General features: G+C 76.6%; 23 protein-coding genes and 1 pseudogene. 16 read left to right on the top strand and 8 right to left on the bottom strand.

What is annotated here, in order from left to right:
• The first annotated feature begins 478 nt into the window (after positions 1-478).
• Positions 479-2,065: an ATP-binding cassette domain-containing protein gene (locus VM95_RS32020; protein ID WP_052707699.1), complete on the top strand. Its 1,587-nt coding sequence runs from the start codon at positions 479-481 to the stop codon at positions 2,063-2,065.
• A 163-nt stretch (positions 2,066-2,228) separates the two neighbouring features.
• A complete protein-coding gene (locus VM95_RS43430) occupies positions 2,229-2,402 on the top strand; it encodes a hypothetical protein (protein ID WP_167352975.1) in 174 nt (57 codons plus the stop codon).
• Between the two features lie 130 nt (positions 2,403-2,532).
• On the opposite strand, the gene VM95_RS32015 is transcribed toward VM95_RS43430, so the two are convergent.
• Positions 2,533-3,618: an alcohol dehydrogenase catalytic domain-containing protein gene (locus VM95_RS32015; RefSeq protein WP_045703495.1), complete on the bottom strand. Its 1,086-nt coding sequence runs from the start codon at positions 3,616-3,618 to the stop codon at positions 2,533-2,535.
• A 178-nt stretch (positions 3,619-3,796) separates the two neighbouring features.
• On the opposite strand from VM95_RS32015, the gene VM95_RS32010 reads away from it, so the two are divergent.
• The 5 genes from VM95_RS32010 to VM95_RS31990 all read left to right on the top strand — a co-directional run bounded on the left by VM95_RS32010 (position 3,797) and on the right by VM95_RS31990 (position 10,074).
• The gene (locus VM95_RS32010) at positions 3,797-5,134 is read left to right on the top strand and encodes a M48 family metallopeptidase (RefSeq protein ID WP_078860852.1); all 1,338 of its coding nucleotides are present in this window, start codon (positions 3,797-3,799) and stop codon (positions 5,132-5,134) included.
• A 775-nt stretch (positions 5,135-5,909) separates the two neighbouring features.
• Positions 5,910-6,563, top strand: coding sequence for a class I SAM-dependent methyltransferase (locus tag VM95_RS32005; RefSeq protein ID WP_045703493.1), 654 nt, complete (start codon positions 5,910-5,912; stop codon positions 6,561-6,563).
• A gap of 190 nt (positions 6,564-6,753) precedes the next feature.
• Complete coding sequence (locus tag VM95_RS32000; RefSeq protein ID WP_045703491.1) at positions 6,754-7,977, top strand: hypothetical protein; 1,224 nt, start codon at positions 6,754-6,756, stop codon at positions 7,975-7,977.
• Between the two features lie 7 nt (positions 7,978-7,984).
• A complete protein-coding gene (locus tag VM95_RS31995) occupies positions 7,985-8,962 on the top strand; it encodes an N-acetylmuramoyl-L-alanine amidase (RefSeq protein ID WP_045703489.1) in 978 nt (325 codons plus the stop codon).
• 197 nt (positions 8,963-9,159) lie between these two features.
• Positions 9,160-10,074: a hypothetical protein gene (locus tag VM95_RS31990; protein WP_045703487.1), complete on the top strand. Its 915-nt coding sequence runs from the start codon at positions 9,160-9,162 to the stop codon at positions 10,072-10,074.
• A gap of 90 nt (positions 10,075-10,164) precedes the next feature.
• On the opposite strand, the gene VM95_RS31985 is transcribed toward VM95_RS31990, so the two are convergent.
• The 3 genes from VM95_RS31985 to VM95_RS31975 all read right to left on the bottom strand — a co-directional run bounded on the left by VM95_RS31985 (position 10,165) and on the right by VM95_RS31975 (position 13,446).
• The gene (locus tag VM95_RS31985; RefSeq protein ID WP_045703485.1) at positions 10,165-11,226 is read right to left on the bottom strand and encodes a prenyltransferase/squalene oxidase repeat-containing protein; all 1,062 of its coding nucleotides are present in this window, start codon (positions 11,224-11,226) and stop codon (positions 10,165-10,167) included.
• The gene (locus VM95_RS31980) at positions 11,223-11,963 is read right to left on the bottom strand and encodes a class I SAM-dependent methyltransferase (protein ID WP_045703483.1); all 741 of its coding nucleotides are present in this window, start codon (positions 11,961-11,963) and stop codon (positions 11,223-11,225) included. Before VM95_RS31980 ends, VM95_RS31985 begins: the two co-directional genes overlap by 4 nt.
• A gap of 172 nt (positions 11,964-12,135) precedes the next feature.
• On the bottom strand, positions 12,136-13,446 hold the full coding sequence (locus VM95_RS31975; protein ID WP_045703481.1) for a glycosyltransferase family 4 protein: 1,311 nt from the start codon (positions 13,444-13,446) through the stop codon (positions 12,136-12,138).
• A gap of 264 nt (positions 13,447-13,710) precedes the next feature.
• Here VM95_RS31975 and VM95_RS31970 point away from each other — a divergent pair, with 264 nt between their 5' ends.
• The 6 genes from VM95_RS31970 to VM95_RS31945 all read left to right on the top strand — a co-directional run bounded on the left by VM95_RS31970 (position 13,711) and on the right by VM95_RS31945 (position 20,924).
• The gene (locus VM95_RS31970; RefSeq protein WP_045703479.1) at positions 13,711-14,331 is read left to right on the top strand and encodes a TetR family transcriptional regulator; all 621 of its coding nucleotides are present in this window, start codon (positions 13,711-13,713) and stop codon (positions 14,329-14,331) included.
• A 326-nt stretch (positions 14,332-14,657) separates the two neighbouring features.
• Positions 14,658-15,911 carry an SCO2321 family membrane protein gene (locus tag VM95_RS31965; protein WP_045703477.1) on the top strand — a complete coding sequence of 418 codons (1,254 nt, stop codon included), beginning with the start codon at positions 14,658-14,660 and terminating at the stop codon, positions 15,909-15,911.
• Positions 15,912-16,396: 485 nt separating this feature from the next.
• Positions 16,397-17,089 (top strand): SCO2322 family protein, encoded by a 693-nt coding sequence (locus VM95_RS31960; RefSeq protein WP_045703475.1) that lies wholly within the window; start codon positions 16,397-16,399, stop codon positions 17,087-17,089.
• A gap of 258 nt (positions 17,090-17,347) precedes the next feature.
• Positions 17,348-18,454 carry an energy-coupling factor transporter transmembrane component T family protein gene (locus VM95_RS31955; protein ID WP_078860848.1) on the top strand — a complete coding sequence of 369 codons (1,107 nt, stop codon included), beginning with the start codon at positions 17,348-17,350 and terminating at the stop codon, positions 18,452-18,454.
• Positions 18,451-20,058, top strand: a complete 1,608-nt coding sequence (locus VM95_RS31950) for an ABC transporter ATP-binding protein (protein WP_045703473.1) — start codon at positions 18,451-18,453, stop codon at positions 20,056-20,058. The genes VM95_RS31955 and VM95_RS31950 overlap by 4 nt, the downstream gene beginning before the upstream one ends.
• Positions 20,055-20,924, top strand: a complete 870-nt coding sequence (locus VM95_RS31945; RefSeq protein ID WP_045703471.1) for an ECF transporter S component — start codon at positions 20,055-20,057, stop codon at positions 20,922-20,924. Before VM95_RS31950 ends, VM95_RS31945 begins: the two co-directional genes overlap by 4 nt.
• A 145-nt stretch (positions 20,925-21,069) precedes the next feature.
• Here the strand turns inward: VM95_RS31945 and VM95_RS31940 are convergent, their stop codons facing one another.
• Complete coding sequence (locus VM95_RS31940; protein ID WP_157882257.1) at positions 21,070-21,516, bottom strand: hypothetical protein; 447 nt, start codon at positions 21,514-21,516, stop codon at positions 21,070-21,072.
• A 2-nt stretch (positions 21,517-21,518) separates the two neighbouring features.
• A complete protein-coding gene (locus VM95_RS31935) occupies positions 21,519-22,895 on the bottom strand; it encodes an MFS transporter (RefSeq protein ID WP_045703469.1) in 1,377 nt (458 codons plus the stop codon).
• A gap of 231 nt (positions 22,896-23,126) precedes the next feature.
• On the opposite strand from VM95_RS31935, the gene VM95_RS31930 reads away from it, so the two are divergent.
• Positions 23,127-24,005 carry a LysR family transcriptional regulator gene (locus VM95_RS31930; RefSeq protein ID WP_045703467.1) on the top strand — a complete coding sequence of 293 codons (879 nt, stop codon included), beginning with the start codon at positions 23,127-23,129 and terminating at the stop codon, positions 24,003-24,005.
• 57 nt (positions 24,006-24,062) lie between these two features.
• On the opposite strand, the gene VM95_RS31925 is transcribed toward VM95_RS31930, so the two are convergent.
• Positions 24,063-24,389, bottom strand: coding sequence for an antibiotic biosynthesis monooxygenase family protein (locus VM95_RS31925; protein ID WP_030282314.1), 327 nt, complete (start codon positions 24,387-24,389; stop codon positions 24,063-24,065).
• A 90-nt stretch (positions 24,390-24,479) separates the two neighbouring features.
• Complete coding sequence (locus VM95_RS31920) at positions 24,480-24,890, bottom strand: cupin domain-containing protein (RefSeq protein ID WP_045703465.1); 411 nt, start codon at positions 24,888-24,890, stop codon at positions 24,480-24,482.
• Between the two features lie 63 nt (positions 24,891-24,953).
• Between VM95_RS31920 and VM95_RS31915 the strand changes: the two genes are divergently transcribed.
• Positions 24,954-25,430 (top strand): MarR family winged helix-turn-helix transcriptional regulator, encoded by a 477-nt coding sequence (locus VM95_RS31915; RefSeq protein WP_045703464.1) that lies wholly within the window; start codon positions 24,954-24,956, stop codon positions 25,428-25,430.
• A gap of 408 nt (positions 25,431-25,838) precedes the next feature.
• Positions 25,839-26,622, top strand: a pseudogene (locus VM95_RS31910) (hypothetical protein); the annotation flags it as partial.

Genomic DNA, 26,622 nt, shown 5'->3' with positions numbered 1-26,622 from the left:
GCACCCTGGCCAAGGCCACGGGCCAGCGGCACTCAACCCGCAGGGAAAGTCGGCCCGGCCGACTTCTCGCGCGGGGCCGGCGAGCAGGGCGACTTCCCGGCGCAGCACATGGTCTCCCTGCGCCGCGTACCGATCAGCGCGCGCAGGAAGTCGACCCCATCGACTTCCTGTGCACCTCCCCCGGGATCGCCCTGTGCGCGCCCGTGCCGCGCGGAGGAGTGGAAAGCCGAATGGGTCGACCTCTCGCGGGGCGAGCAGCAGGGGGTTCAGGGTGAGGAGTGGAGGAACGGTGAGTTCGCGGATACGCCGGGTGGGGCCCGGGTGGCGGTTGTTGGGGCGGCAGTTGGTGGTCACCCGGGGGGCGTTGGGGTGGCTGGCGGTGTGGTCCGGGGTGGAGGCGTTGCCACCGTTGTTGTCCGGGTTGTTCGTGTCGGCCGCGGTCGATGAGGGGTTCCTCGCGGGTCGGCCGGGGGTCGGGGTGGCGTGGCTGGGCGGCTTCGGGGCGGTGACGGCCGTCCGGGCGTACGCCTCGCGGGCCGGTTTCCCGTACCTGGCCGGCGTGGTGGAGCCGCTGCGGGACGCGTTGGTGGAGCGGGTGGTGCGCAGTGCGCTGGCCCGGCCGTCCGCGGACCCGGCGGAGGTCGCCCGCCTCACCGAACAGGTGGAGTCCGCACGGCAGTTGACCGCGACCCTGCTGCGCACCCTGCGCGGGGTCGGGGTCACCCTGGCGGCGGCTCTGGTGGGGTTGGGGCTGCTGGCGCCGGTCGTACTGCCGCTGGTCCTGCTGCCGCTGCTGGCGGCCGGGGTGCTGTTCGCCCGGCTGCTGCGGCCGATGGTGGCGCGGCGGCGGGCGGTGGTCCTGGCCGAGGAGCGGCTGGCGGCGGAGGCGGGGCGCGCGCTGGAGGGGCTGCGCGACGTGCAGGCGACGGGCGCCGGGGAGCAGGTGGCCGCGTCGCTGGCCGCGGCCGCCGACGCCAGCGCCGCCGCGTCCCGGGCACTGGGCCGGGCGTCGGCGCTGCGCGCACTGGTGGTGGCGCTCGGCGGCCGGCTGCCGGTGCTGGCCGTGCTGGCGGCCGCGCCGTGGCTGCTCGCGCACGGCGCGCTGACGCCGGGCGAGCTGCTGGGCGTCAGCACCTACCTGCTGCAGCAACTCGACCCGGCGGTAAGGACCTTGGCCGGAACGGTCGGCGGCTGGCTGCTGAACCTCGCGGTGGTCCTGGACCGGCTGGCCGTCACGACGGCGCCGCCGCCCACCCGGCCGGACGGCCCGCCGGCCCGAACCCCCGGCCGCAGCCCCAGCCACGGCGGGACGCGAGGCGAGATCCGCCTCCAGGCCCTCCGCTACGCCCACGGCCCCGCCGCCGCACCCGTGTTGGAGGGGCTGGACGCGGCGGTGCGCCCCGGGGAGCACGTGGCGGTGGTGGGGCCGAGCGGCGCGGGCAAGTCGACGCTGGCGGCGCTGCTGGCCGGCGTGCTGGCGCCGACCGCCGGCACCGTGACCGTCGACGGGGCGCCGCCGGCCGGCCCGCACCAGGTGGCGCTGCTCCCGCAGGAGGCGTACGTGTTCCCCGGCTCGGTCCGGGAGAACCTGTGCTGGCCGTCCCCCGGCATCCCGGACGCCCGACTGCACGCCGCCGTCGCGCAGCTGGGCGCACAGCCGCTGGTGGCGCGCCTCGGCGGGCTCGCCGGCACGCTCCGCGATCCGGGTGAACTGTCCGCCGGGGAGCGCCAGTTGCTGGCGCTGGTGCGGACGTACCTGTCCCCGGCCCCGGTGGTCGTACTGGACGAGGCGACCTGCCACCTGGACGCCGCCGCCGAGGAGCGGGTCGAACGGGCCTTCGCCGCCCGCCCGGGAACGCTCGTGGTGATCGCGCACCGGATCAGTTCGGCGCTGCGGGCGGACCGGGTGCTGCTGGTGGACGGCGGCCGCGGAGTGCTCGCCCGGCACGGCGATCTGCAGGTGCTGTCCCCGCTCTACCGGGAGTTGGTCGGCCACTGGCTCGGTTCGGCACCGGTCGGCGCCGCGCCCCGAGGCACAGCGGGGCTCGCGCCCCGATCTCGATAGGATCTCGTCCGACCCGGCGGTTATGGTGGCCGGGTCAGGGCCGCGATCACCGGCTGTGGGCGCGTACCGAGCGCCCGATCGGGGACCGGGCCGCGCGCCCCACAGCGCCGGCCGGGCGCCGATGACCTGCACCCTTCGCACCGAAAAACGGAAGACGATTCTGATGTCCGACACCCTCACCGACACCACCGGACCCGCGACCACCGGGACCGACGCCGACGAGAAGACGGCGGAGGACACCGCGTCGCACGGCCGCCACCGCGGCCGTTCCGCCGCCGACGAGACCCCGGAGTCCGACCCGCACGGCCGTCACCGCGCCGCCGCGCACCAGGCCTGACCTCCCGGCCGCAGCGCCACACGCCCGAGGGCCCGTCGAGCGACAGCTCGGCGGGCCCTCGGGCGCTCCGCACGTCAGCGGTCCGGCATCAGCGGTCCGGCATCAGCGGTCCAGCCTCAGTCGCCCGGCCTCAGTCGCCCAGCGTCACGACCGTCCGCAGCGCCTCGCCGCTGCGCATCTGCGCGAGCGCCTCGTTGACGTCCGCCAGCGCCACCCGGTGGGTGACCATGCCGGCCAGGTCGATCCGCCCGGCCCGCCACAGGTCGACGACCAGCCCGATGGTGCGCGCCACCGGCGCCCCGCCGTACAGCGAGGGCAGCAGGCGCTTCTCGTTGAAGAACAGCTCGCCCATGGTGAACTGCGCGAGGTCGTCCTGCGCGCCCGCGCCGATGACCACCACCGCCCCGCCGCGCCGGGCCGCGTCGTAGCCGGCCCGGACGGTGGCCGAGCGGCCCACCGCCTCGAAGACGTAGTCGAAGCCGCCACCCGGCAGGCCCTTGGCGACGGCCTTCAGCTCCTCGGGCGCGATCGCCTCGGTCGCCCCGAAGGCCAGCGCCCGCTCCCGCCGCGAGACGACCGGGTCGACGACGGTGATCCGTGCGGCCCCGCACACCCGCGCGCCCTGCACGGCCGCGACCCCGACGCCGCCCGCGCCGATCACCGCGACCGAGGAGCCGGGCTCCACCCGGGCCGTGTTGACGGCCGCGCCGATGCCGGTGGTCACCCCGCAGCCGATCAGCGCGGCGGCCTCGTACGGCAGGTCGGCGGGCACCTTGATGACGGCGTCCGCGGCGACCACCACCTCCTCGGCGAAGGCCCCGGTCCCGTAGAACCCGGAGGCCTCCGTGCCGTCCGCCGCCAGCCGGAAGCCGGGCGCGCCGAGCCGCCGCAGGCTGGCGACGCACAGGTGGCCCCGGCCCCGCTCGCAGTGCGCGCAGCGGCCGCAGGGGGCCATCCAGCAGAGCACCACCCGGTCCCCCGGCGCGAGGCCGGCGACGCCCTCGCCGACCTCGACGACCTCGCCCGCGCCCTCGTGCCCGGGGACGAACGGCGCGGGCTGCGGCAGCACGCCGCTCATCGCGGACAGGTCGGAGTGGCACAGACTGGCGGCGCGCATCCGGACCCGGACGGCGCCCGGGCCGAAGCCGACCGCCGTGACGTCGTCGCGGACGTCGAGGGTGTCCTGGCCGGTCTTGTGCAGGACGGCTGCGCGCATGGGGCTGCTCCCGGGGTGGTTCGTGGGGCCTCGGATCGACGGTCGGGGGCGATTCTGGCACGGCGGGCGGACCCCGACTAGAACGCGTTCCAGCCCGGCCCGGGAACGGGTGCGCTCCCGGACGGACGGCCCGCGAAAGCGATGACACCGTCCGCGCCCGCTGGCATCATCCCTGGTCGTGCCCACCGAGATACCCGCTACCGAAGCCGCCACCGAACCCGGCGCCGAAGCCGCCGCGCCCGTCCACGACGGCCCCTGCCCCTCCTGCGGCGAGCCGCTGACCGCCGACCCGCGCTTCACCGCCTGGTGCCCGGCCTGCGACTGGAACCTCGCCCCGAGCTGGGAGACCGTCACCGCGAGCCGCCGCGAACGGGCCGCAATCGAGCGCACCGACCGGCTGTTCGCGGAACTCGCCGAGGGGCGGTCCGGCGCGACCGGGCGGCGCGACTGGCTACTGGCCTCCTCGATCGCCGCCCTCGTCCACCTCAGCACCACCGCCCTGTTCTGCTGGGGCCTCTGGCTGCTCGTCACCGGGAACACCCCGCTGCGCTGCATCGGAGCCGCGGCGCTCGGAGCGGTCGTGCTGCTGCGGCCGCGCCTCGGCCGGCTGCCGCGCGACCGCGGCGTGCTCGCGCGCGCCCAGGCCCCGGCCCTGTACGGCCTCGCCGACCGGGTCGCCGCCGAGGTCGGCGCCGCGCCGGTCGACGTCATCCGGAGCAGCGCGGCGTTCAACGCCTCCTTCGGCCTGGTGGGGCTGCGCCGGCGGTCCGTCCTCACCCTCGGCCTGCCGCTCTGGGAGGTCCTGGACGAGCAGCAGCGGATCGCCCTGCTCGGCCACGAGTTCGGCCACCGCGTGAACGGCGACCACCGCCGCTCGCTGCTGCTCGGCAGCGCGCTCAACACCCTCGCCACGTGGTACGAGCTGGCCCGCCCGAGCCGCTTCCGCCGCCCCGGCTCCCCGCTGTTCATCCTGATCGGCGAGGTGATCGCCCGCGCGCTGATGACCGGCGTCGCCTGGCTGCTGTACCGGGTGCTGCTGCTCCTCGACCGGCTCACCTCCCGGGCCGGCCAGCAGGCCGAGTACCGCGCGGACGCCCTCGCCGCCCGGACCGGCGGAACGGAGGCGGCCCGCGGCATGCTCGCGACGCTCCTCCTCGGCGACTCGGCGGGCATCGCCGTCGGCCGGTTCCGCGCGGAGGGCGGTCGCCGGCCCGTCCGGACCCGGGCGGCGAGGGCGTCCGCCGCGGCGCCGGCCCCGGACGTGCTCTGGGAGCGGCTGCGCGAGCACCTCGCCTCCGTCCCCGCGACCGAGCACGAGCGGCTGCGCCGCTGCAGCGCCTGGGCGCGCGCCGCCGTCGACGCCACCCACCCGCCGACCCACCTGCGGCTCGCGCTGGTCGAGGCCGCCCCGGCCCGGGAGGCCGCTGTGAACACCGACGCCGCCGAGGCCGCGGCGATCGCCGCCGAGCTCGCGCCGCACCGCGCCCGGATCGCCGCGGAACTGCTGAACGGCTGAGCCCGAGCCGCCGCCCGTGCCCGGCGGGGGTGAAGTGCGAGAAGGGACTCCCCCGGGCGGATCCGGTGGAACCCGACGGTCGCGTTCGTCTCGCCTGCGAAGGGGCTGCGGCGCACCGCGCCGGGGGGGCGTCCAGCGGCCGGACGCGGCGATCCACGGCGGCGCATCGTCGGCGCCGCCCACCGAGTCGCCCCGGGCGAGCACCCGGCCCGCGCGGACGGCCCCCGCCCCGAGCCGGTCCCGCGGGCCGGGGGCGAGGCCGCCCGGGGGTGCGAGCGGACCGCCGGCCGGAGCCCGGAGCAGGTCAGCCGCGGCATCGGTCATGGTCGACACGAGCGCGCGAGCCGGGGGCGAGGCCTCCCGGGGGTGCGAGCGGACCGCCGGCCGGGGCCCGGAGCAGGTCGGCCGCGGCATCGGTCATGGTCCACACGAGCGCGCGGCCCGCGCCCACAGCCACTGCTCCCGTACCCGGCGCAGGCCTTCCGGCCGCCCGGCCCCGGCGGACGGCCGCCGCCGCGGGCCGGTCCCGCGGGCCGGTCCCGCGCGCCGGGGGCGAGGCCGCCCGGGGGGTGCGAGCGGACCGCCGGCCGGGGCCCGGAGCAGGTCAGCCGCGGCACCGTTCATGCTCCACACGAGCGCGCGGCCCGCGCCCACAGCCACTGCTCCCGTACCCGGCGCAGGCCTTCCGGCCGCCCGGCCCGCGCGGACGGCCGGCGCTACCGTCGAGTAGGGTCCGAGCACGTCCGTCCGACCGTACGACCCCGAGGAGCACCGCATGTCCGACCTGCTGGAGAGCGCCCGCCCGGCGCCCGAGGTGCTGGCGGCGTTCGAGGCGGCCACCGGGTTCATGCCGGTGGACGAGGGCCTGGCGCTGTACGCGGCGGCGGTGACGGCGGCGCGCCGCACCGGGGCTCCGGTGCTGGAGATCGGCACCTACTGCGGCCGGTCGGCGGTCCTGCTCGCGGCGGCGGCCCGGGAGGCCGGCACGGTCGCGCTGACGGTGGACCACCACCGCGGTTCGGAGGAGCAGCAGCCCGGCTGGGAGTACCACGACCCGACGCTGGTGGACCCGGAGGTGGGGCTGATGGACACCCTGCCGCGCTTCCGGCGCACGCTGCACGCGGCCGGGCTGGAGGAGCACGTGGTGGCGCTGGTCGGCCGCTCGCCGCGGATCGCCGCGCTGTGGGGGCGGCCGCTGGGCCTGGTGTTCATCGACGGCGGGCACACCGACGAGCACGCCACCGGCGACTACGAGGGCTGGGCGCCGCACCTGGCGCCGGAGGGCCTGCTGGTGGTGCACGACGTGTTCCCGGACCCGGCGGACGGCGGCCAGGCCCCGTACCGGGTGTACCTGCGGGCGCTCGCCGAGGGCTTCGAGGAGGTCTCGGTCACCGGTTCGCTGCGGGTCCTGCGCCGGGCCGCCGTCTGACTCGGCCCTGACCCCGGTCTGTTCCCGGCCTGTTCCCGGCCTGTTCACGGCACCGCTCTCACCCGATCGGCCCCACGGCCCCGCGCCGATGCTCTAACGTCGTGCCGGGGCTGTCGGGCGGGGGCTCGAACGGTACGGTGTCCGCGCGGCACCAGGCAGAGCATCGGCGGACGGTGGGGGCTAGCGGCACATGACGGACCAGCACAACACCGCTCCGGCGGTCTGGGACCCGACCGCGCGCGGCGGTGCGGGCGGCTGGGTGCGCGGCCCGCAGCAGCCGGGCGGCGCCGAGCCCGCCCCCGACGCCGCTCCTCCCGCTGCTCCTGCCGCCACTCCTCCCGCCACGCCCCGGCCCGCTCCGCAGGCCGCGCCCGGCCCGGTCGCGCCACCGCCCGCCGCGGGCGCGGTCGGCGACCAGGGCCCGCCGCTGGGCGCCCGCCCGTACCTGGCCACCGCGCCCGGCTACGACCCGCCGACCGCGGACTTCCCGCCGGCCGCGCCCGCCGCACCGCCCTTCCCGGCCCACGTGGACCCGCAAACGCCCCGGGCCGGGCAGGGCTACCCGCCGCCGCCCCCGGCCGGCCCGCCGCCCGGCTACGCCGCCCAGCCCGACCAGCCCGCCGACCACCGGCCCGACCACCGGTCCGACTACCCGACCGGCTACCCGGAGCCCGACGACGAGGACCGCCCCGCCAACCGCCGCACCCCGCTGCTGATCGGCTTCGCCGTGCTGCTGGTGCTGGCGATCGGCGGCGGCCTGCTGCTGGCGTCCAACGGCGACGACTCCGACCGGAACGGCCAGGCCGCCCCCGCGCCCACGGCGGCCCCCGCGAGCGGCAACCCGCAGCCCGCGCCCGCCCCGACCGGGTCGGACGCCGCGCCGACCGGCGCCGCCACCACCCCCGCCGCGCCGACCGCGACGCCGACCCCGACCGCGACCACCGCCGGTCCGCAGGCCCAGACCCAGGCGCAGGCGCTGAACGACCTGCTCAGCAAGGGCGAGGACGCGAAGGCCCCGATCGGCAGCGCCCTCGCCAAGGTGATCAGCTGCCCGTCGAAGGCGGACATCGAGAACGCGGCGAAGGACTTCGACACCGGCGCCGCCCAGCGCCAGTCGCTGCTGACGGACCTCTCCCACCTGACCGTCACGGACCTGCCGGGCGGCGCCGACGCGGTGAACTCGCTGAAGTCCGCCTGGCAGTTGTCGGCCGACGCCGACAAGTCGTACGCGGCGTGGGCGCATGCCATCGCCCAGCAGGGCTGCTCGGACAAGGCGCCGACCACCGCGGACCGGACCCGCGCCGACTCGCTCAGCTCGCAGGCCAGCAAGGCGAAGACGGACTTCCTGAACAACAAGTGGAAGCCGATCGCGACCACCTACGGCTTCACCGTGCCGACCCAGGACAGGATCTGATCCGCCCGTGACCGGCCCGACCTCCCGCCAGCCCCGCCGCTCCGCCCTGCTGCGGCTCACCACCGTGGTGGCCGCGGTCGTTCCGCTCTGCACGGCGGGCTGGCTGGGCTGGCAGGCCCTGGACGACTCCGGCCCGGCGGGTGCCCCGGCCGGCGCCACGGCCGGGGCGACCGCCGTCGAGACCGCGCCGCTCTCCCCGCCCGCCGCTCCCCCGCCGGCCGGCAGCACCCCGAGCAGCCCGGCCGCCACCCCCACCACGACGCCGACCCAGACCCAGCCCCAGACCCAGGCGCCCACCCCCACCACCACCGCGCCCCTCGCCGGCCGCACCGTCGTGCTCGACCCCGGCCACAACCCCGGCAACTTCTCCCACCCCACCGAGATCAACCGCCAGGTCGACATCGGCAACGCCCGCAAGGAGTGCGACACCACCGGCACCGAGACCAACTCCGGCTACACGGAGGCCGAGTACACCCTGGACGTGACCCGCCGCGCCCGCGACCTGCTGGCCGCCCGCGGCGCCAAGGTGGTGCTGGTGCAGGACGGCGACCGCCCGTGGGGCCCGTGCATCGACGAGCGCGCCCGGGCCGGCGCCGACGCGCACGCCGACGTCGCGGTCTCGGTGCACGGCGACGGCGGTCCGGCGAGCGGCAGCGGCTTCCACGTGATCCTGCCGGCGAAGGTCGTCGCGGGTAAGGCGGACAACTCCGCGATCGTCGAACCCTCGCACCGGCTCGGCCTGCTGCTGCGCGAGCACTTCCGCGCCGCGACGGGCGAGCCCTACGCCGACTACACCGCGAACGACGGCCTGGACATCCGCTCGGACCTGGGCGGACTCAACCTCTCCGCGGTCCCCAAGGTGTTCATCGAGTGCGGTAACATGCGCAATTCGACGGACGCGAAGCGGATGACGGACCCTCAGTGGCGCCAGCAGGCGGCCGAGGGGATCGCCGACGCTCTGACGGCTTTTCTGACCACCCGGTAGGGCAAGTCGAGGCCCGTGCGGGGACGGGGCGCGGACGCTCCCGGCTCGCGCGGTTTGCAACGAATTCGCCCCGTTCCCGGTCCCGCCGTGCACCGGCAGGACGGTTGGGCCTAGGCTTCTGGTCCGTTCGGGGGTTTCGGCCGGTCAGCCCGACCGCACGAATCGCCGTCCACGACACGTCAACGAGGGGAACGTAAGTGAATCTGCGCGCTCTCACCAGGGGAGACGCCGCCGTCGCAGGCGGGGCCGTCCTGCTCTTCATCGCCTCCTTCCTGCCGTACCGCACCGTCGACTGCGGCGGTAGCCCGTACTGCCCCTCTTCGCTGAACGCGTGGAGCACCGAGCTGTTCCCCGTCCTCCCCTCGATCTACCTCCTCGGCATCCTCGCCGCGGTGCTGATCCTGGTGCAGCGCTTCCAGGGCCCGGCCGCCGCCACCCGTCAGGTGCTCGGCCTCCGGCTGGACCAGTGGGGCGTCGGGTTCGCCGTCGCCGCGCTCTGGACCTCGGTCTGGTCGCTGGGCGGCGGCCCGAACAGCAACGCCTTCGGCCACGGCTTCGGCGCCTGGCTCGGCTTCATCTCGCTGATCGTGCTGGCCGGTGCGGCCGCGGCCTCGCCGCTGGTGCCCGCGCTGAAGGCGCCGCTGACCACCGACCGTCCGGCCGCGCCGTTCCCGGGCGGCTACCCGGTGCCGGGCCAGCCCGGCCACCCGGGTGCGCCGGGCGCCCCCGGCCAGTACGGCTACCCGGCGCAGGGCCACGACCCGGCGTTCGGCGGCCAGCCCGCCGCCGGCGGCTACGGCTACCCCGGTGCCGGCCAGCCGGCGCAGCCCGGCCAGCCGCAGGACGCCGCCGCCCCGCAGCCGACCCCGGCGCCGGCCGTGCAGCAGCCGCAGCCGACCGCTCCGGCGGCGGACTTCCAGCCGTTCTGGTTCGCCGTCCCGGCCCCGCGCCCGCTGGCGCCGAAGGACAACCCGGCCGGTGCCCCGGTCGGCGAGCTCGTGCCCGGCACCTGGTACCTGGCGGTCGAGCAGCGCGGCGCCGCGCTGGTCGCCCAGCTGCAGGACGGCACCCAGGGCGTGCTGGCCGACACCACGGGCATCCAGCGCGGCTGACGCCGGCTGGGCCCGAGCAGGAACGACGAAGGGGCGGGACCGGAGAGATCCGGTCCCGCCCCTTCGTCGTCGTGTCTGCGGGCTCCGCGCTCAGCAGCAGTCCTGGACCACCAGCCCGGCGGGCAGCTGCTCCCCGCCGAAGACCGCGACGGTCGCCGGGTCCCCGCCGAGCGCGGCCACCGCGAGCAGCAGCGCCCCGGCCGTCCAGGTGGTGCGCTCCTCCGGCCAGATCGCGTCGTCCTCGAAGACGTACCCGGTCCAGTACGAGCCGTCCTCGTGCCGCAGGTGCCGCTGGATCCAGCGCAGGATGTCCACGGCGCGGTCGGACTGCCCGATCGCCCACAGCGCGAGGGCGAGTTCGGCGCTCTCGCCGCCGGTCACCCAGGGGCGGTCGCTGACGCAGCGCACGCCGAGGCCGGGGACGACGAAGCGCTCCCAGTCGCGCTCGATCCGGGCCAGCGCCGCGTCGCCGCGCAGGCCGGTGCCGAGCACCGGGTAGTACCAGTCCATCGAGTAGCGGTCCTTGTCGAGGAACCGCTCGGGGTGGTGGGCGATCGCGTGCCGCAGCCGCCCGGCCGCCAACTCCCAGTCGGGCTGCGGCTCTTCCAGGTACTCGGCGATGGCCAGACCGCAGCGCAGCGCGTGCAGGATGCTGGACGAACCGGTGAGCAGCGCCTCCTGGGTGGCGGCGCCGTCCTCGTCGACCCGCCAGGCGATCGGGCCGCCGGGCAGCCGCAGGCCGACGATGAAGTCCAGCGCCCGCCGGACGGCCGGCCAGACCCACTCCAGGAAGGCGTCGTCGCCGGTGCTGAGGTGGTGGTGCCAGATCCCGACCGCGATGTACGCGCAGAAGTTGCTCTCCTTGGCCCGGTCGGTGACCTCGCCGTCGGTGTACGCGGCGTACCAGGAGCCGTCCGGGTTCTGCGCGCCGACGAGCCAGCGGTAGGCGGCCTCGGCGGCGGCGTGCTCGCCGGCCGTGTCGAGGGCCATCGCGGCCTCGGTGTGGTCCCACGGGTCGAGGTGGTGGCCGGCGAACCACGGGATGGCGCCGTCCGGCCGCTGCTCGGCCAGGATGCTGCGGACGGTGTCGGCGGCCTGCTCGGCGTCCAGCACCCCGTCGAGCAGCAGCACCTCGGGGACGGCGGCGGTCATGCCGTCGCCTTCGGCTGCTGCGGCTTGGAGGCGTACGCGACGAAGCTCTTGCCGATGAGCGGGTTGAGCGCCTTCTCGGCAGCCTTGGTGAGGCTGCTGATCACCGGGGTGCCGACGATGTCCCAGACCAGCAGCTGGTGGTAGGCCTTGACCGGCAGCGCCTTGTCGTTGTCGACGCCCACCGCGCACTTGATCCACCAGTACGGCGAGTGCAGCGCGTGCGCGTGGTGGGTGCCGTACGGCTCCAGGCCGGCGTCCTTGAGCTTGCCGAGCAGTTCGTCGCCCCGGTAGATCCGGATGTGGCCGCCCTCGACCTCGTGGTACTCGTCGGACAGCGCCCAGCAGATCTTCTCCGGCAGCCAGCGCGGCACGGTGACGGCGAGCAGCCCGCCCGGCTTGAGCACCCGGAACATCTCGGCGAGCACGCCCCGGTCATCGGGTATGTGCTCCATCACCTCGGAGATGATGATCTTGTCGAAGTAGCCGTCCTCGAACGGCAGCGCCAGCGCGTTGCCCTCCATGGCGACCGCCGAGGCGCCCTCGGGGGCCTCGCCGGCCTGCTCCATCGCGGCGAACCACTTCTTGACCTCGGCGATCTCCTCGGCGTTCTGGTCGAGGGCGACCACGTTGGCGCCGCGGCGGTAGCACTCGAACGCGTGCCGGCCCCCGCCGCAGCCCAGGTCGAGCACCCGGTCGCCGGGGGCGAGCGGGAAGCGCGAGAAATCGACGGTCAGCACTGCGGGGCTCCCATTCCTACTGCTACCAGGCGCTCCTGACGGTTCGTCAGGTCGTGCGCACGTTGCGGGACTCGAGCTCTCGGCCCGGCACCGGGGCCGGGCGGTCGGAGGACGGTACGAGGGCGGTCGGAGGACCGTACGAGGACGGTACGAGGGCGGTACGAGCGGTCGCTCAGGCCACGTACCGCCAGCCGGGCCCCGAGCGGGCCCGGGCGCCGACGCCGGTGGCGATCGCGGCGCGGTACGCCTCGGCGGTCAGTTCGGCGGCCCGCTCCCAGGTGAACCGGGCCAGCACCCGCTCCCGGCCGGCCGCGCCGAGCCGGGCGCGCAGCTCCGGGTCGTCCAGCAGCCGGCCGAGGGCCGCCGCCAGCACGTCCGCCTCACCCGGCGGCACGGCCAGGCAGGTCTCGCCGTCCGGGCCGGCCACCTCGGGGATCGCGCCGCCGGTGGTGGCGACCAGCGGGGTGCCGGTGGCCATCGCCTCGGCGGCGGGCAGCGAGAAGCCCTCGTACAGGGAGGGGACGCAGGCCACCTCGGCCGAGCGGTACAGGTCGACCAGCTCGGCGTCGCTCAGGCCGGTGCGGAACTCGATGTGCTCCGCCAGCCCGAAGCGCCGCACCGCGTCGGCCACCGGCCCGTCGTCCTTCTGCGGCTTGCCGACGACGACCAGGTGCGCATCCCGCTCGGTGCGCACCTTGGCCAGCGCCTCGACCAGGTACACCAGGCCCTTGAGCGGGACGTCCGCGCTGGAGGTGGTGACGATCCGCCCCGGCACCCGGGCCACCGCGTCGGACGGGGACCAGAGCCGGGTGTCGGCGCCGATCGGTACCACCGAGATCGCGCCCGGCGCGGCGCCCAGGTGCTCGGCGATCTCCCGCTTCGAGGTGCCGGAGACGGTCAGCACGTGGTCCAGCCGGGCGGCGACCCGGCGCTGCATCCGGGTGAAGGCGTACCAGCGGCGCAGCGAGAGGCGCTTGACCCGGGTGGTGGCCGCGTCCAGCTCCAACCGCCGGTCCACGGTGATCGGGTGATGGATCGTGGTGACCAGCGGGAAGCCGTGCCGGGCCAGGCCCAGCAGGCCGTAGCCGAGGGTCTGGTTGTCGTGCACCACGTCGTAGCGGCCCTTGTGGGCGGCCAGGTACTGGCGGGCGCGCAGCGAGAAGGTCAGCGGCTCGGGGAAGCCGCCGGTGCGCATGGTGGCGAACTCCAGGGCGTCCACCGCGCCGCGGAACTCCGCGCGGGCGGGGGTGCGGAAGGGGTCGTCGGCGCGGTAGAGGTCCAGGCTGGGCAGTTCGACCAGGCGCACCGAGCCGGGGCCGTCCACCTCGTCCAGCACGGGGTACGGCTGGGCGCCGATCACGTCCACGTGGTGGCCGAGCCGGGCCAGCTCGCGGGAGAGGTGCCGTACGTACACGCCCTGACCGCCGCAGAAGGGGTCCCCGCGGTACGACAACAGGGCAATCCGCAGCGGCTGCGCGGTCATCCTGGGCCCTCATCTCTAGCTGCTGTCTGTGCTGCCGGTCGGTGCACCGGTCGCTAAAGTAGATCAGGTTTCAGTGGCTGTGGAACTCGTCATCGACCATGTGAACAATGAGAGACCTCGAAGATACCGGCCCGTAGCTTCCGCTCAGGAGCCAGGGCTGGTGATTCCCGCCACGCCGACCGCCTCGGCCGCGGGTCGACCTCGGTCGGCCCCGAGTCGACCTTTGTGGAGCACGCCGTCACCCACGCGCCCCCGGGAGCACCCTTGCCGTCGCCGACCTCGTCCGCGAGCCCCGTCCCGCCGTCGCCGGGCGAGCCGCCGCTGACCGCCAGCCAGGCCGAGCGCCGCCGGCGCATCCTGCGCTCCGCCACCGCGCTGGCCGCGCGCGGCGGGTACGAGGCGGTGCAGATGCGGGAGGTCGCGGAGGGCGCCCAGGTCGCCCTCGGCACGCTGTACCGCTACTTCCCGTCCAAGGTCCACCTGCTGGTCGCGGTCATGCTGGAGCAGCTGCAGGGCCTCCAGGAGCACATCCGGCGACACCCGCCCACCGACCCGGAACCGGCCCTGCGGGTCGCCGACGCGCTCACCCGGGCCTTCCACGCGCTGCAGCGCGAACCGCTGCTGGCCGAGGCGATGGTCCGCTCGATGTGCTTCGCCGACCGCTCGGTCGCGGCCGTCGTCGACCGCGTCGGCGCCGCCACCGGACAGCTCATCCTGGACGCCATCGGCCAGTCCGAACCGCCCAGCGAGAGCCAGCGGGCCGCCGTCCGGGTCATCGAGCACACCTGGCACTCGGCGCTCGTCGCCTGGCTCTCCGGCCGCGCCTCGATCGCCGAGGTCCGGGCCGACCTGCACACCGCGGCACGGCTGCTGGACCTGCCGTGACGGCGGCGGCTCCCCGGGGCGGTTTCTGGAACCTGTTCCTGTCCGGGCCGGCGGCGCCGGCCGGGCCCGGCGGCTAGAGTCGACGGGCAGCACGTCCCGCACAACTTCATCCCGCTCCTCCCCCGGGGGAAGCCGGTGCCAATCCGGCGCTGACCCCGCAACCGTGAGCCCGGCCGCCACCCGATCGGGTGGCGGCCGGGCGAGCCGGACCTCCCGGGGAGGGGCGAGCGGCCCGCCCGGCGCCCCGCGCGCCCGGCACCCGTCGAGGACTACGGAACGGCCCCGCACCGGGGCCACCACCGCTCACCGAAAGGCACACATCCACCATGCTGACCGCCGCCCGCCTGGGCGCCGCCGCCCTGTCCGCCGCCCTGCTGGCCGGCGCCGCCGCCGCACCGGCCCTCGCCGACAGCCCGGCCCCGGCCGCCTCCACCGCCCCGGTGCCCGAGGGCCTGTACGGCAAGGGCGACCCGCAGTACGACGGGGTGTGGCGGCAGTCGCTGGCCCTGACGGCGCTCGCGAACGCCAAGGTCACCCCGGCGGACACCGCCGTCGCCTGGCTCACCGGGCAGCAGTGCGAGGACGGCGGCTGGCCCTCCTACCGGGCCGCCGGCGCCCCCTGCCAGGCCAAGACCGAGGACAGCAACGCCACCGCCGTCGCCGTCCAGGCCCTGGTCGCCCTCGGCGGGCACCAGCCGGCCGTCGACAAGGGCGTCCAGTGGCTCAAGGACAACCAGAACGCGGACGGCAGCTGGTCCTACAACCCCGGCAGCCCCGGCGACGCCAACTCCACCGGGCTCGCCGTCAACGCCCTGTTCGCCGCCAAGGCCGACCCGGCGGGTGTCGCCAAGAACGGCAAGAACGCCTTCGACGGACTCGGGGCGTTCCAGCTCGGCTGCGCCGCCCCCGCCGACCAGCGCGGCGCCTTCGTCTACCAGCCCGACCCGGCCGGCGGCCCCCTCGCCCCGAACGCCCTCGCCACCGGCCAGGCCGCACTCGCCGCCGCCGGCGGCCACCTGCCCGTCGCCACCGGCGCCCGCACCGAAGCCGCCCCCAAGCCGCTCGCCTGCACCGGGGCGGCCGGCGCCCCCGTCGCCCACGCCGAATCCGGCGAGGCCGCGGCCGCCTACCTCACCGCCCAGCTCACCGCCGGCGGCAACCACCTCACCCTCACCACCCCCGGCGCGGCCCCCGCCCCCGACAACAACGCCACCGCCTGGGCCGCCCTCTCCCTCATCCAGAGCGGCCACCCCCAGCAGGCCGCCGGCGCCGTCGACTGGCTCGCCGAGGAAGGCGGCACCTGGACCAAGAACGGCACCGACGCCGCCGCCACCGCCACCCTCCTGCTCGTCGACCAGGCCGCCCAGCGCGACACCGGCGCCCTCACCGCCCAGCTCACCGCCCTCGGCCCGGCCCCGCAGGCCGGCACCGCCACCGAGTCCCCGGCGGCGGCCGCGACGGCGGAGCCGAAGAAGAACGACGGCATCGGCCAGTACTGGCTGATCATCGTCGGCCTCCTCATCGGCGTCGGCGGCGGCCTGCTGCTCAGCCTCCAGCGCAAGCGCGGCCAGCGGCTTTGATCCCGCTCCCCGGAACCGCCGGCCGGGGCAAGGCCGGCCCCGGCGGTCCCGCCCGTGCAGGCGGGACCGCCGGGGCGGCCCGGCGCGACGTCCGCCCGGGCCCCCGGCAGGGCCCGGGCCCCGCGCTGAGCGGCGGTCGGCCCGCCCCGGGCGCACGGGCGCGCGGCGACTTCCCCAGCGTCGCCCGGCCGGCCAACCACACCACCACCCCGGGCGACTCCACAACCGACCCGGCACGACCCGCACCCAGCGACACCCGGCCCGCCCCGAGCGCGCCCACGTGCGGCGACTTCCCCGGCCACACCCGGCCGACCAACCACACGGGCGACCCCACCACCACCCCGGGCGACCTCACAACCGACCCGGCACGACCCGCACCCAGCGACACCCGGCCCGCCCCGAGCGCGCCCGCCTCGCCTGGGCGCGCCGGGTGGTCGCTTCGGGCGCCGGGGCGAGGATGCCCGGGGGGCGCTCCGGGTGTCCGCGTGCGCCGGTGGGCGCGCGGGCTCGTGGCGGTGCTCGTCCCGCTGCTCCTGCTCGTCGCCGCCGCGCCCGCCGAGGCGGCCGGGTACCGGTACTGGTCGTTCTGGCGCGGCAGCGGGACGGACGGCGGCTGGGCGTACCAGCAGGCCGGGCCCGCGATCGCCGTACCGCCGGACGGCACCGTGGACGGCTGGCGGTTCGCCGTGAGTCCGGACGGCGGGCGGCAGGCCACGAAGCCCCGGGCCGAGGCCCGCTTCGACGTGATCTGCGCCGCGACGCCCCCGCAGGAGGGCCGCAAGCGGGTCGCCGTCGTGCTGGACTTCGGCACCGCCGAGGACGCCGGGTCGTCCGCCGCCGCACCGCCCGGGCAGCGGACGGCGTGCGCGAGCGTCGCCCCGCGCGCGACCTCCGCCGAGGTGCTGGCCGTCGTCGCCCCGCCGCTGCGCTACGACTCCAACGGCCTGCTGTGCGCCATCGCCGGCTACCCGCGGGCAGGGTGCGGCGAACAGGTGGAGGCCGGAGCGGCCGCCCAGCCGAACGGAAGCCCCGAGCCCGCTGAGCACCGCAGCAACGCCGTCGGCAAGGCCGCCGGCAGCGGCGCCGGGCCCGATGTCGGCCTGGTCACCGGCGGCGCGCTGATCGCCGCCCTCGCCGCCGGCGCCGTCTGGCAGACGCGCCGCCGCCGCAACCCGTGAACCCCCGCCCCAGGACGCACCCGTGAGCCGTACGCCCCTCCCCTCCCCACCGCCCACCGGGCCCGCCACCCACACCCCGGCGCCGGGCGACTGCGGACGCTCGGGACGAGCGCGGCAGCACCCCGCGCCAACCGCCCGACCACGCCTCGGCGCCGGTCGACCGTGGGCACCAAGGCACGGCACACCAGCGGCCCGCCCGCCTGCCACCAGCGGCCCGCCCGCCCCCGACACCCCGCACCCCTCCCCCAGGACGCGCCCGTGAGCCGCACGCCCCCCGCCACCCGCCCGCCCGCCGGCCCCCGCCAACTGCATCCCGGCGCCTGGTGGTTGTGGGCGCTCGGGATGGGCGCGGCGGCGACCCGGACCACCAACCCGGCGATCCTCCTCCTGCTCGCCGCGACCGCCGGCTACGTGGTCGCGGCGAGGCGCGGCGACGCGCCCTGGTCGCGGTCGTACGGGGCGTTCCTGCGCCTGGGCCTGGTGGTCCTGGGCATCCGCCTGGTCTTCGCGGTCCTCCTCGGTTCGCCGATCCCGGGCACCCACGTCCTGTTCACGCTGCCCGAGGTGCCGCTCCCGGCCTGGGCGCAGGGGGTGCGGATCGGCGGCCGGGTGACCGTGGAGGGCCTGCTGTCCGCGCTGTACGACGGGCTGCGCCTGGCGGTGCTGCTGGTGTGCGTCGGCGCCGCGAACTCCCTCGCGAGCCCGGCCCGGCTGCTGCGTGCCCTGCCCGGGGCGCTGTACGAGGCGGGTGTGGCCGTGGTGGTGGCGATGACGTTCGCGCCGAACCTCGTCGCGGACGTCCGCCGGCTGCGCGCCGCCCGCCGGCTGCGCGGCCGTTCGGACCGGGGTGTCGCGGCGGTGCTGAGTGTCGGACTGCCCGTCCTGGAGGGCGCGTTGGAGCGTTCCGTCGCGCTGGCCGCGGCCATGGACACCCGTGGTTTCGGCCGTACCGCCGACGTCCCGCGCCGGATCGCGGCGGCCACCGCGGGGCTGACGCTGGCCGGGCTGCTCGGCGTCTGCCTGGCCGCGTACGGGCTGTTGAGCGCGGGTGGGGCGGGCTGGGCCCCGCCGGTCCTGCTGCTCGGCCTGGCCGCCGCCTTCGCCGGGCTGCTGCTCGGCAACCGACGCTCCGTCAGATCACGCTACCGGCCCGACCCTTGGGCCGTACCAGAGTGGCTGACGGCCGCCTCCGGCGCCGCCGTGGCGGCGCTCACCGTCGTGCTGGCCGGCCGCGATCCGGCGGCCTTCGCCCCGACCGTCGTCCCGCCGACCGTCCCCGTGCTGCCGCTGGGCGCCGTCCTGGTCGTACTCCTCGGCCTGGTGCCGGCGTTCGCCGCCCCGACCCCGCCCCGGAGGGCATCGTGATCACCTTCGAGCAGGTCTCCGTCCAGTACGCGGACGCCCCGGCGCCCGCGCTCAGCGGCCTCGACCTGACCGTTCCGGAGGGCGAACTCTGCCTGCTGGTGGGGCCGTCCGGGTCGGGCAAGTCCACCCTGCTGGGGACGGTCAGCGGCCTGGTGCCGCACTTCACGGGCGGTGTGCTGCGCGGCCGGGTCACGGTGGCCGGGCGGGACACCCGCGAGCACCGGCCGCGCGAGCTCGCGGACGTGGTCGGCACGGTGGGGCAGGATCCGGCGGCGCACTTCGTCACCGACACGGTGGAGGACGAACTCGCCTACGGCATGGAGTCCCTGGGCCTGCCCGGCGACGTGATGCGCCGCCGGGTCGAGGAGACGCTCGACCTGCTCGGCCTCGCCGACCTGCGCGACCGCGCCCTCACCTCGCTCTCCGGCGGCCAGCAGCAGCGCGTCGCGATCGGCTCGGTGCTGACCGTGCACCCGCGCGTCCTGGTCCTGGACGAGCCGACGTCGGCGCTCGACCCGGGCGCGGCCGAGGAGGTGCTGGCGGTGCTGCAGCGGCTGGTGCACGACCTCGGCACCACCGTGCTGATGGCCGAGCACCGGCTGGAGCGGGTGGTGCAGTACGCCGACCAGGTGCTGCTGCTGGCGCCGGGCGAGGAACCGGTGCTGGGCGAGCCGGCCGAGGTGATGGCGCACTCGCCGGTGCACCCGCCGGTGGTGGGCCTGGGCCGGCTCGCCGGCTGGCGCCCGCTGCCGCTGTCCGTCCGGGACGCCCGGCGCAAGGCCGCGCCGCTGCGGGAGCGGCTGGACGGCCGCGCGCCGGCCGGGACCCCGGCCACGGCACAGACCGCGACGCCGACCGCCACCGCCGACCGCCTCGCCGTCCGGCGCGGCCCGGTGCCCGCCCTGCGCGGGGTGGACCTGACGCTGCGCCCGTACGAGATCACCGCCCTGATGGGCCGCAACGGCGCCGGCAAGTCCACCCTGCTGGGCAGCCTGGTCGGGCTGCACGCCCCGGCCTCCGGCAGCGTCCGGGTGGGCGGCCGCACCCCGCACCGCACCCGCCCGGCCGAGCTGATCCGCGAGGTGGGCCTCGTCCCGCAGGATCCGCGCGACCTGCTGTACGGCGAGAGCGTCGCCGCCGAGTGCGCGGCCGCCGACGCGGACGCGGGCGCCGCGCCCGGCACCTGCCGCGCCCTGGTCGAGCGCCTGCTGCCGGGCATCGCCGACACCGCCCACCCACGCGACCTCTCCGAGGGCCAGCGGCTCACCCTGGCGCTCGCGGTGGTGCTCACCGCCCGGCCGCCGCTGCTGCTCCTCGACGAGCCGACCCGCGGCCTGGACTACGCCGCGAAGGCCCGGCTGGTCGGCATCCTGCGCGACCTCGCCGCCGAGGGCCACGCCGTCCTGCTGGCGACGCACGACGTCGAGCTAGCGGCCGAACTCGCCCACCGCACGGTGATCCTGGCCGAGGGCGAGATCGTCGCGGACGGGCCGACCGCCGAGGTCGTGGTCTCCTCGCCCGCGTTCGCCCCACAGGTGGCGAAGGTGCTGGCGCCGGGGCCGTGGCTCACGGTCGGGCAGGTCGCGGAGGCGCTGCGCGCATGAGCGACCGACCCACCCTCAACCGTCCCGTCCCGCCCAACCGTCCCGTCCCGCTCGGCCGCCGGTCCGTCGCCTCGCTGGCCCTGGTCTCCCTGGTCGGCGTCGCCGCGTTCGGCTGGCCGCTGCTCGCCGCCACCGACTCGGCCCTGGTCGGCCACTCCGCCGACGCCCCCTGGCTGTTCGCGCTGCTGCTCCCGCTGCTCCTCGCGGTCGTCGTCGCCCAGATCTCCGAGGGCCGTACGGCGGGCGGCGGCGCGCCGGGCCTGGACGCCAAGTCGGTGGCGCTGCTGGGGGTGTTGGCGGCCGCGGGCGCGGCCCTGCGCCCGCTCGGCGCGGGGACGGCGGGCCTGGAGCCGATGTTCTTCCTGATGGTGCTCTCCGGGCGGGTGCTCGGGCCGGGCTTCGGCTTCGTCCTGGGGTCGCTGTCGATGTTCGCCTCCGCCCTGCTGACCGGCGGGGTGGGGCCGTGGCTGCCGTTCCAGATGCTCGCCATGGGCTGGGTCTGCCTCGGCGCGGGCCTGCTGCCCGGCGCCGCCACGCTGCGCGGCCGCCGCGAACTCGCCCTGCTGGCGGGCTACGGCGCCCTCGCGGCCGTCCTCTACGGCACGATCATGAACCTCCAGGGCTGGCCGTACATCGGCGGGCTGGCCGGCTCGATCTCCTTCGTGCCGGGCGATCCGCTGCCCGCCAACCTGGTCCGCTTCGCCGCCTACTGCCTGACCACGTCGCTGGGTTGGGACCTGCCCCGGGCCGCCCTCACCGTGGTGCTCTGCCTCACCCTCGGCACCCCCGTCCTGCGCGCCCTGCGCCGCGCCACCCACCGCGCCGCCTTCGACGCCCCGGTCGACTTCCACCCACCGGGCGGCTGAGCCCCCACCCGGCCGCTCACGGGGCACCCGGCATCGCCATGTTCACCGTAAGGCCGTAACGAGGCGTCAAACTCCCACCGCTGTCACTCGTTCAGGCGGCGCACGCGCACTCGGCCCGGCGCGCGCTCAGACCACGCGCCGCCGGTCACCAGTCCATTGCGGACCGGGACAGCGCGGCCAGGGCCAGCGAGGCGGGCAGTTCGACGAGCAGGGCCATCGCCAGCGCGAGGTACCAGGCGCCGCCGCCCTCGGCGGTCATCACGTCGAACCAGGCGTCGAGGAACAGCAGCGTCGCGGAGGCGGCGGCGGCCAGCGCCGCGAGGCGTGACCGGCGGGCCAGCAGCAGGCCGGTGGCGATCAGGCCGGTGACCTGGAGGACGTCCAGCCCGATCCACACGACGGACCAGTTCCGGACCTCGGCCTGCCCGCGGGTCGTCGACCCGAGCACCAGGATCCAGCCGAACAGCAGCGCGGCGACCGCGACCAGCGCCCCGGCCGTACCCCGGCGGAAGCGGTCCGCCCCCGGTCCTTCCGCCCCCAGTCGGTCGAGCACTGCCTGCGGCCACCGGCCGCCCCCCATCGGTGTTCTCATGATCACGAATCTAGCGGCCGCCGGGCCCGCCGCACCGCGAGGGCCGCCGCCGCGCAGGCCGCCGCCGGGAGCAGCATCGCCCAGGCCAGCGACGGGCCGGCGGCGAAGGCGCCCATCACGGCCACCCCGAGCGTCGCGCCGACCTGCCGTACGGCGTTGAGCAGGCCGCCCGCCGCACCCGCGCCGCCCTCGGGGGCGGTGGTGACGACGGCGGTGACCAGCGCGGGCAGCGCGAAGGAGACGCCGAACCCGGCCGCCAGCAGGCCCACGGCGAGCAGCGGGTACGGCGTGCCGAGCAGCACGGCCGCGGCGAACACCCCGCAGCCGGCGGCCAGCAGGGCGAGCCCGCCCAGCACCGGCTTCCACGGCCCGACCTTGGCGACGATCCGCCCGGTGAGCAGCGGGTTGAAGCCGGGCGGCAGGGTCATCGGCAGGAACGCCAGCCCGGCCGTGGCGGGCGACAGGTGGAGCTCCCGCCGGAGCAGCAGCGGCAGCACGAACAGCACGCCCAGCAGCGCGAAGTTCACCGCGGCGCCCGCCAGCAGCAGCGCGCCCATCCCGCGCGCCCGCAGCACCGCCGCCGGCAGGACGGGGGCCGGGCTGCGCCGCTCGCGCCGGACGAAGGCCGCGACCGCGACGGCCCCGCCGAGGCCCGACCAACCCGCGTGCGGCCAGGCGGAGTCGCCCAGCGCGATCAGCGCGTCCGTGCCCAGGGCGAGGGTGGCGCAGGCCGCCAGCTGGCCCCACCAGTCGATCCGCCGCTCGCCGCGCGGGCCGTGCACGGTCCGGCCGGCCACCAGGCCGAGCACCAGGGCCGCCAGCGGAACGTTCACCAGGAACACCGCGCGCCACCCGGCGAGGTCGACCAGCACCCCGCCGACCATCGGCCCGAACGCCATCGCACAGCCGCTGACGGCCGCCCAGACGGCCACCGCCCGGGCCCGCTCGGCGGCGACCGGGTACAGCCGGGTGATCAGCGCCATGCTCGCCGGGACGCAGGCCGCCGCCGCGGCGCCGAGGACGGCGCGCAGCGCGACCAGCGTCCAGATGTCCGGTGCGAAGGCGCTGAGCAGCGAGCCCGCGCCGAACGCGGCGATGCCGAGGCGGAAGGCCCGGTGGGCGCCGTGGCGGTCGGCGACGGCGCCGGCGGACAGCAGCAGCGCGCCGAAGGCGACGCTGTAGCCGGTGACGGCCCACTGCAGTCCGGCGGTCGAACTGCCCAGCGAGGACGCCAGGTCGGGCTCGGCGACGGCGAGGACGGTGGTGTCGAGCAGCACCATGAAGTAGCCGAGCGAGATGCCCAGCAGCGCGCGGGTGCGGGAGCGCGCACGGTGGGCCGCCGCCGGCGTCGCGGCGGCGAGGAGGGCAGGAGAGGTCATCGGTGGGTCTCCGGGGTCGGGAGTCGAGGATCGAGGGTCGAGGTCGAGGGGGGATCGGGCACCCACTCTGCGCGGGCGGCACCCCGCCCCTCCACCGCCGGATCCTGATACACCGTTCGGAATTTCCGAACGCACCCGTACGCTGTCCCGCAGCACCGGGGCCCCAGCCGTGCGGGCAGAACCACCACCGTTCGGGCAGGACCGCAAGCGTTCGGGAAGTCGGAGGGACCAGTGGAACTACGTCAGTTGCGCGTCTTCGAGGCCGTCGTCGCCCACCGCACCGTCACCGCCGCGGCGGTGGCGCTCGGCCTCGCCCCCTCCTCCGTGTCCGAGCAGGTCCGCACCCTCGAACGCAGCCTGGGCGTCGAGCTGTTCGACCGGGCCCCGCGCGGGATGACCCTCACCCCGGCCGGCGAGCGGCTGCTGCCCTGGTCCCGCAAGCTGCTCGACCAGGCCGACCAGGCCCGCCGCGAGGTGGTCGCCGACCGGCCCCGGCTGCGCCTCGGCGCCCTGGAGACCATCGCGGCCACCCACGTCCCCGCCGTGCTGGCCCGCCTCGCCGAGCGCCGGCCCGACCTGGACGTCTCCCTGCACACCGACACCGCCCGGGACGCCCTGCTCGGCGGCGTCGCCGCCGGGGCCCTGGAGGCCGCGCTGATCCTGGACACCGCCGGCCCGCTCGGCGAACTCGGCTTCTACCTCCCGCCCGCCCCGCTCGACCACGTCGACCTCAGGGACGTCCCGCTCGCCCTGGTCGCCGCCCCCGCCCACCCGCTGGCCCGCGCGACCGCACTGACCCGCGAAGCCCTCAGCGGCCACCGCCTCCTGGTCAACGCCCCCGCCTGCTCCTTCCGGCTGGCCGGCGAACGCCTCCTCGGCCACGACGTGGAACGCGTCCGCACCGGCGGCGTGGCCGTCACCCGCGCCTGCGCCGAACAGGGCCTGGGCATCGCCCTGCTCCCCGACTTCGCCGTCCACGACCAGCTCGCCTCCGGCGCCCTGGTCCGCCTCCCCCTCGACCCCCCGCCCCTCCACCTCCGCCTGGTCTGGCGCGCCGACCGCGAAACCGTCCCCGGCCTGCGCGAAGTCCTCTACGCCGCCGCGGCCTGAACAGCACGGCGCGCCCCGGATCCCCCGAACCGGAGCGCGCCGCCCGTCCTCCCCGCGTCAGGCCTTCGGGCCCGCCGACTGGACGACCTCGAAGGACCACAGGGTGGACCCGCTCGCCGCCGGCCGCTTCGGCGCCTCGCCACCCTCGCCGCCGCCCTGGTGCGCGGCCTTCATCGGCCCCTCCATCCAGGCCTTGAAGTCCTCCTCGCTGCGCCACCGGGTGTACACCAGGTACTGGTCGGTGCCCTCGACCGGGCGGAGCAGCTCGAACCACTCGAAGCCGTCCGAGTTCTCCACCGCACCGGCCCGGGAGGCGAAGCGCTGCTCCAGCACCTCGCGCTGCTCGGCGGGGACGGTCAGGACGTTGATCTTGACGACGGACATGCCGCACCTCTCCTGTTCCGCCGGGGCCGCCTGGTGCGGCCGCCGGGAGGGACGTTCCCGAGCAGTCTGCTACACCTCACGCGGCGGCCGTCAGGCGATCCACGCGGGGAGGACGCGCTCGTCGTCGCGCGGGGCGGCGGCGCAGGCGCCGGGCGGGGTGACGGCGTCGGGGTTGTAGGCGCGGGAGGGGGACGGGGCGGCGACGACGGCGGTGAAGGCCTCGACGGAGGTGATCCGACGGGCGACGCCGGCGGGGAGGACGAGGGTGTCGCCGGCGGTGACGGTGTGGGTGTCGTCGCCCAGCAGGACGGTGGCGGAGCCGGTCAGGAAGGTCCAGATCTGTTCGGCGTCCATGGCGTGCAGCGGGCCCTGCCGGTCGGCCGCCATCTCGACCCGCCACAGGGCGAGGGAGGTGGCGCCCTGGGTGGGCGAGGCGTAGGTGGTCATGACGGCGTTCGGCGTCTCGGTGCGGCGGGCGTCGGCGTGACGGATGACGGGCATGGTGGAGGAACCCCCTAAGATGGTCAATGAAGTTGTCCATATAGTCAACGAGGTTGTCCATCCGTGTCAACAGACCCGACCCCGCCCGGCTTCGAACTGCCGCTGCGGCTCCTGCTCGCCTTCCGGACGATCATCGACGAGCTGCACGAACGCATCGCCCGCGAAGGCCACCCCGACCTGCGCCCGATGCACGGCTTCGTCTTCCAGGCGATCGGCCCGCACGGCACCACCGCCGTCGAACTCGGCCGCCGGCTCGGCGTCTCCAAGCAGGCCGCGGGCAAGACCATCGAGGGCCTGGAACAGCTCGGCTACGTCGCGCGCGGCAGCGACCCGGCCGACGCCCGGCGCAAGGTGGTCCGGCTCACCGACCGGGGCGTGGACTGCCTCGCCCGCTCGGCGCGGATCTTCGACGAGCTGCGCGCCGAGTGGTCGGCGACCCTCGGCGAGGAGCAGCTGCGCCGGCTGGAGGACGGCCTGCGGCAGCTCGCCCCCGGGGACCCGTTCCGGCTCGACACCCCGCGCTGGTTCGGCACGCCGTGACCGTCGTCACCGGCCGCCCCAAACCCAACTCCCGGTGTTTTGCGCGAACTTGACAGGGCGGAGGGCGTTCCTTGCCGCTCGACGGGCGCGTGGACCGTCATGGGCGGGTGGCCGATCCTGCGGCCACGAACCCACGAGAGGAGCACCACCCGCCGGTGCGCACCCTGGCGAAGACCGCAGCCCTCGCACTCGGCGGGATCGCCCTGGCCCGCGGTCCGGTTACGACCGGGCCGCGCGTTTCCCGGACGTTCACCCGGGCCCAACCACCACCAACCGGCACAACCACCCCATCGGACCCGAACGTCCCTGTCCCCCTTCCGGAGCGTCCTGCATAATCAGCGGCGATCGTGCGCCGGGAACCGCCCGGGGCGCCGTGGAAGCCACCCGAGATCCGAGGAGGACCGGCCGATGCCGGACCAGCACTGCCCGACGTGCGGCGCCGCACGAGCCACCGGGTGCGGCTGCCTCCCGGACCCGAGCCTCACCGAGACGGCCGTCCTGCCGCACCTTGAGGGCCCGCCGCTGGTGCGCCCGTACGTGTCGCAGACGCCCGGGCAGGTCGTCGAGGAGTACCCGGCCGAGTACCGGGCGGGCGGGCCGACCACCGGACCGGCCACGGGACCGACCGCCGCACCGGCCGCCGACCCGTTCGCGACCACGGTGCTGCCGCCCCTGCCGCCGACCGCCCCGCCGCTCCAGCCCGGCCAGCCCGGCCAGTCGAACCAGCACCCGGGCCCGGACGGCTACGCCACCACCCTGCTCCCCCCGGTGCCCGCCCCCGAGCCGCCCCCCGGGGAGGAGCTCGGCTTCTTCCCCTTCGACAACGCCCCGTACGAGCCCGAGCCCGGCACCGAGCCGGACGCCCCCGGCGGCCGGGCCGCGAGACGGGCCGCCGAACAGGCCGACCGGAGCCCGCTCGCCCGGCACAAGGGGCTGCTCGCCGGGGTCGGCGCCCTCCTGGTGGCGCTCACCATCGGCGTCGCCTACGCGGTGACGCCCTCGTCCGACCCGGACCACCGCCAGGCGCAGCCGCTGCCGACCACCACCCTGGCCCCCTCCCCGGTCGACCCGCCCACGACGGCCGCGCCCACCCCGAGCGCGCAGCCCACCACCGAGGCGCCGAGCCCGACCGCCACGCCGACCCGCAAGCCGAGCCCGACCAGGACGGCGACCCCGACGCCGACCCACACGC

It is taken from the genome of Streptomyces rubellomurinus, assembly GCF_000961885.1.
Classification (GTDB): domain Bacteria; phylum Actinomycetota; class Actinomycetes; order Streptomycetales; family Streptomycetaceae; genus Kitasatospora; species Kitasatospora rubellomurina.
The sequence above is the reverse complement of the archived record's forward strand: the minus strand, read 5'-3'. Positions and strand labels throughout refer to the sequence as shown.

Bases quoted from the DNA above. Each gene is read 5' to 3' on its own strand.
- VM95_RS31945 (WP_045703471.1), top strand. From the start codon at position 20,055: ATGAGCGACCGACCCACCCTCAACCGTCCCGTCCCGCCCAACCGTCCC.
- VM95_RS31975 (WP_045703481.1), bottom strand. From the start codon at position 13,446: ATGACCGCGCAGCCGCTGCGGATTGCCCTGTTGTCGTACCGCGGGGAC.
- VM95_RS31935 (WP_045703469.1), bottom strand. From the start codon at position 22,895: ATGACCTCTCCTGCCCTCCTCGCCGCCGCGACGCCGGCGGCGGCCCAC.
- VM95_RS32015 (WP_045703495.1), bottom strand. From the start codon at position 3,618: ATGCGCGCAGCCGTCCTGCACAAGACCGGCCAGGACACCCTCGACGTC.
- VM95_RS32000 (WP_045703491.1), top strand. From the start codon at position 6,754: ATGACGGACCAGCACAACACCGCTCCGGCGGTCTGGGACCCGACCGCG.
- VM95_RS31940 (WP_157882257.1), bottom strand. From the start codon at position 21,516: ATGAGAACACCGATGGGGGGCGGCCGGTGGCCGCAGGCAGTGCTCGAC.
- VM95_RS31965 (WP_045703477.1), top strand. From the start codon at position 14,658: ATGCTGACCGCCGCCCGCCTGGGCGCCGCCGCCCTGTCCGCCGCCCTG.
- VM95_RS31985 (WP_045703485.1), bottom strand. From the start codon at position 11,226: ATGACCGCCGCCGTCCCCGAGGTGCTGCTGCTCGACGGGGTGCTGGAC.
- VM95_RS31925 (WP_030282314.1), bottom strand. From the start codon at position 24,389: ATGTCCGTCGTCAAGATCAACGTCCTGACCGTCCCCGCCGAGCAGCGC.
- VM95_RS43430 (WP_167352975.1), top strand. From the start codon at position 2,229: ATGTCCGACACCCTCACCGACACCACCGGACCCGCGACCACCGGGACC.
- VM95_RS31920 (WP_045703465.1), bottom strand. From the start codon at position 24,890: ATGCCCGTCATCCGTCACGCCGACGCCCGCCGCACCGAGACGCCGAAC.
- VM95_RS32005 (WP_045703493.1), top strand. From the start codon at position 5,910: ATGTCCGACCTGCTGGAGAGCGCCCGCCCGGCGCCCGAGGTGCTGGCG.